This window comes from Candidatus Paceibacterota bacterium (assembly GCA_028714635.1).
Classification (GTDB): domain Bacteria; phylum Patescibacteriota; class Minisyncoccia; order Phycocordibacterales; family JAQTLZ01; genus JAQTLZ01.
This window is the reverse complement of sequence record JAQTLZ010000023.1, coordinates 1-2,762: the sequence shown is the minus strand read 5'-3', so window position 1 is coordinate 2,762 and position 2,762 is coordinate 1. Positions and strand designations below refer to the sequence as shown.

The 2,762-nt window shown below is 45.6% G+C and carries 3 protein-coding genes; 1 reads left to right on the top strand and 2 read right to left on the bottom strand.

The genetic code is table 11. From position 1 onward, the window contains the following. The coding region (locus PHS53_05285; protein ID MDD5357522.1) for a CAP domain-containing protein at positions 1 to 958 on the top strand (958 nt) is incomplete at its 5' end. Between the two features lie 3 nt (positions 959 to 961). On the opposite strand, the gene PHS53_05280 is transcribed toward PHS53_05285, so the two are convergent. Both PHS53_05280 and PHS53_05275 read right to left on the bottom strand, forming a co-directional pair. Beyond that, a complete protein-coding gene (locus PHS53_05280; GenBank protein ID MDD5357521.1) occupies positions 962 to 2,134 on the bottom strand; it encodes an MFS transporter in 1,173 nt (390 codons plus the stop codon). Between the two features lie 107 nt (positions 2,135 to 2,241). After that, a partial coding sequence (locus PHS53_05275; protein MDD5357520.1) for a hypothetical protein occupies positions 2,242 to 2,762 on the bottom strand: 521 nt, incomplete at its 5' end.

Genomic DNA, 2,762 nt, shown 5'->3' with positions numbered 1-2,762 from the left:
TATGTGGAAATTCATCAAGTTCATCCTCTCAATCGTTCTTCTCATCCTGATTCTCGCGTATTTCCTTCGCATACCGCTCTCGTGGTCTCGGTTTAACCAGGCGGTAGACAACGTCCGCGCTCTTATTCCTGAACAAGTTTTTTCTTTTTTGGGCCAAACACAAACCGTTAAGAAAGAAAAACCAGGAGCCTCTCCGGAGAGCGCTCCTTCCGGCATTATTCCATCTCTCGAGAATTTAACAGAGAAGATTTTTGCTCCCTCTCCGCTTCGGGTTGCTTCCAATAAGGAGACCGGAAATCTCACTCGAAGCGGGGTGATTGCTCTCACCAATGCTGAAAGAGCGAAAGTTTCCATATCTGCGCTCAAAGAAAACTCACTTCTTGATGCCGATGCGCAGAAAAAAGTGCAGGATATGTTCGCAAAACAATATTTCGAACACATCTCTCCATCCGGAGTGGGGCCGGGAGAGCTTGCAAAAAGCGTCGGCTATGACTACATCATTGTGGGAGAAAATCTTGCGCTCGGAAATTTTAAAGATGACCAGTCGCTTCTTTCCGCGTGGATGGCATCCCCCGGGCACCGAGAAAATATCCTCCAGTCGAAATACAAGGAAATCGGAGTAGCTGTTGGGAAAGGCCTTTACGAGGGGCAAGAAACGTGGATTGCGGTGCAGAGCTTCGGCTTGCCCGCTACCTCATGCCCGGAGCCTTCCGCAACACTCAAAGCCAAAATTGACTCTCTAGATGCCGAAATCGCAAGTCTGCAGAAAACTCTTGTCGCCAAAAAGGCCGAGATAGACGCTACGTCTGATGACTCAACATACAACAAAAAAGTAGTCGAATACAACGCTCTCGTCACTCAATATGACGCTCTGGTAGAGACGAGGCAGGCCGATGCGGGGACTTACAATGAGGGAGTGAAAGCTGCGAATACGTGCAGGCAAGAATCCGCAATCTAGTTTTTAGACAGTATCTTTAATGTTGTAAGCAAATTGTATTCCGAGAAGAAGCATCACTCCGACCAAGAGATAGAGATAATGCATCGGAAAAAGGGCAAGAAAAAGAGTCGCCACAATCGGCGTAATGACAAAGGAGAGTGGCGTGGCGGTTCTGAAAAAACCGATGATGTTGGAGTTTTTCCCTTTGACGTGCTTGAAAAAATACGATTCCGTCATTATTTCTACGAGCGATGCTCCGCATCGGGTGAGAAAGAGGAGGATGGTCCACGCGATGACGTTCTGTCCGAGAAGTGAGAGGAACAGGGTTGAAATCGCCATAAGAATGAGCCCCACGATGAGAATGCTCTTTTCGCCGAAGTGGTCTGAAATTTCTCCCCCGGGAACTTGGAAAAGAATGAATGGAATAAGCATAATGGAAAACATCTCTCCGATTGTGCCCCACGAGAAGCCGATGTATTGATGAAGGTAAATCGGCGTATAAATAATCATAACCGCGTAGAAAAACTGCAAAAGGAAATTGGTTACGTAAATGTGGAATAGATTTCCATTTTCCCTGAAATGAGAAAGGGCGTTTTTTACGCGCATGGTCGAGTACTCGGGATCTTGGAACGTTTTGAATTTTTTGATGATAATGGGGAGTAAGAGCAAAAGGAAAATAAAAGAGAGGGTATAGATGCTCATATAATTGTTTTCTCCGACGAGGTGTCCCACGACGAATGGAGAAAGGACAAAAGCAAGATTACACATAGTGAGAAAAATCCCCCTTATTCCGCCAGTGTGCGTCTCTGTTTTTATTTCTGTCTCAAGAAAGATATCTAAATTAAAAAGGAGGAGGGACGCCATACTTCCAAAAATGAGAAAACATATGCTTACGCTTGCTGCATTTGTAGAAAGAGCCATCCCGAGCATTCCTATCATCTCGAGGACGAGGAAAGAAATCATAAGCCGCCAGTTTCCAAATCGGCGAAGCAGGGAAGTTATATTGAGGAGAATTGTGATGTTTATAAGAGCGCTTCCCGCGAAGAGAAACGCTATTGTCTCTGTTGAAATGAATTGCTCGAGGAAGCTTGAATTGATATAGAGGACAAAGGCATAGTGAAGAGAGAGAAGAAAAGCGGAAAGATAAATATAGCTGAAGTATTTCTCCTTCTTGAGGTGGGCAACGATGTGTCTCATACCCATTCATTGTACTCTTCTTTATGATGCTGCTCAAAAATGTTTTCCCCAGAAGAAAAAGCCCCTTAAGCGAGGTCGAACCTCGCTTAAGGGGCTTTTGCGTTTGTCTATTTATCAGTTCCAATCGTAATCTGTGTTCCTTCTGAAGAGCCTACCATCGAGAGAGAAAGATTCCGATCGCCTTTTCCCGCAACGATAACTGTTGCCCCGCCGGCCTCTTGAGTCCCTTTGATAGTCCATCCGTTTGTTGCGAGGGCTCCTGTGTAGTAACTCTTGATTGTCGCGACAGAATCAGGAGAGAGAATCACAACAGCTTTCCCTGTTTGCCCCGTTTGATTTGAAGAAGCGCTGTATTGAATAGTTCCATTTGTGTAGACTGGCACGTCGGTGGGCCAATCGCTCGGAAGGGAATTCGTCCCATACGATACGGTGCCTTTGTCTGTGGTGATTGTTCCAGATGTTCCGCTGTTGTTTACATTCACATTTCCACCTGTTGCCTGTTTTATAGCCTGCTCTGCGGCGTTTCTTCCGAGAAATCCAAGTATCTTGCCTCCGAGAAAGAGAACGACAAGCAAAACAACGATTATGATAATAAGTTTCTTTTTCGACTTAGGCGCGCTTGCCTGCG

What these genes read in the sequence shown, in the direction of transcription:
- PHS53_05280 (MDD5357521.1), bottom strand. Translation starts at nt 2,134, where the DNA reads ATGAGACACATCGTTGCCCACCTCAAGAAGGAGAAATACTTCAGCTAT.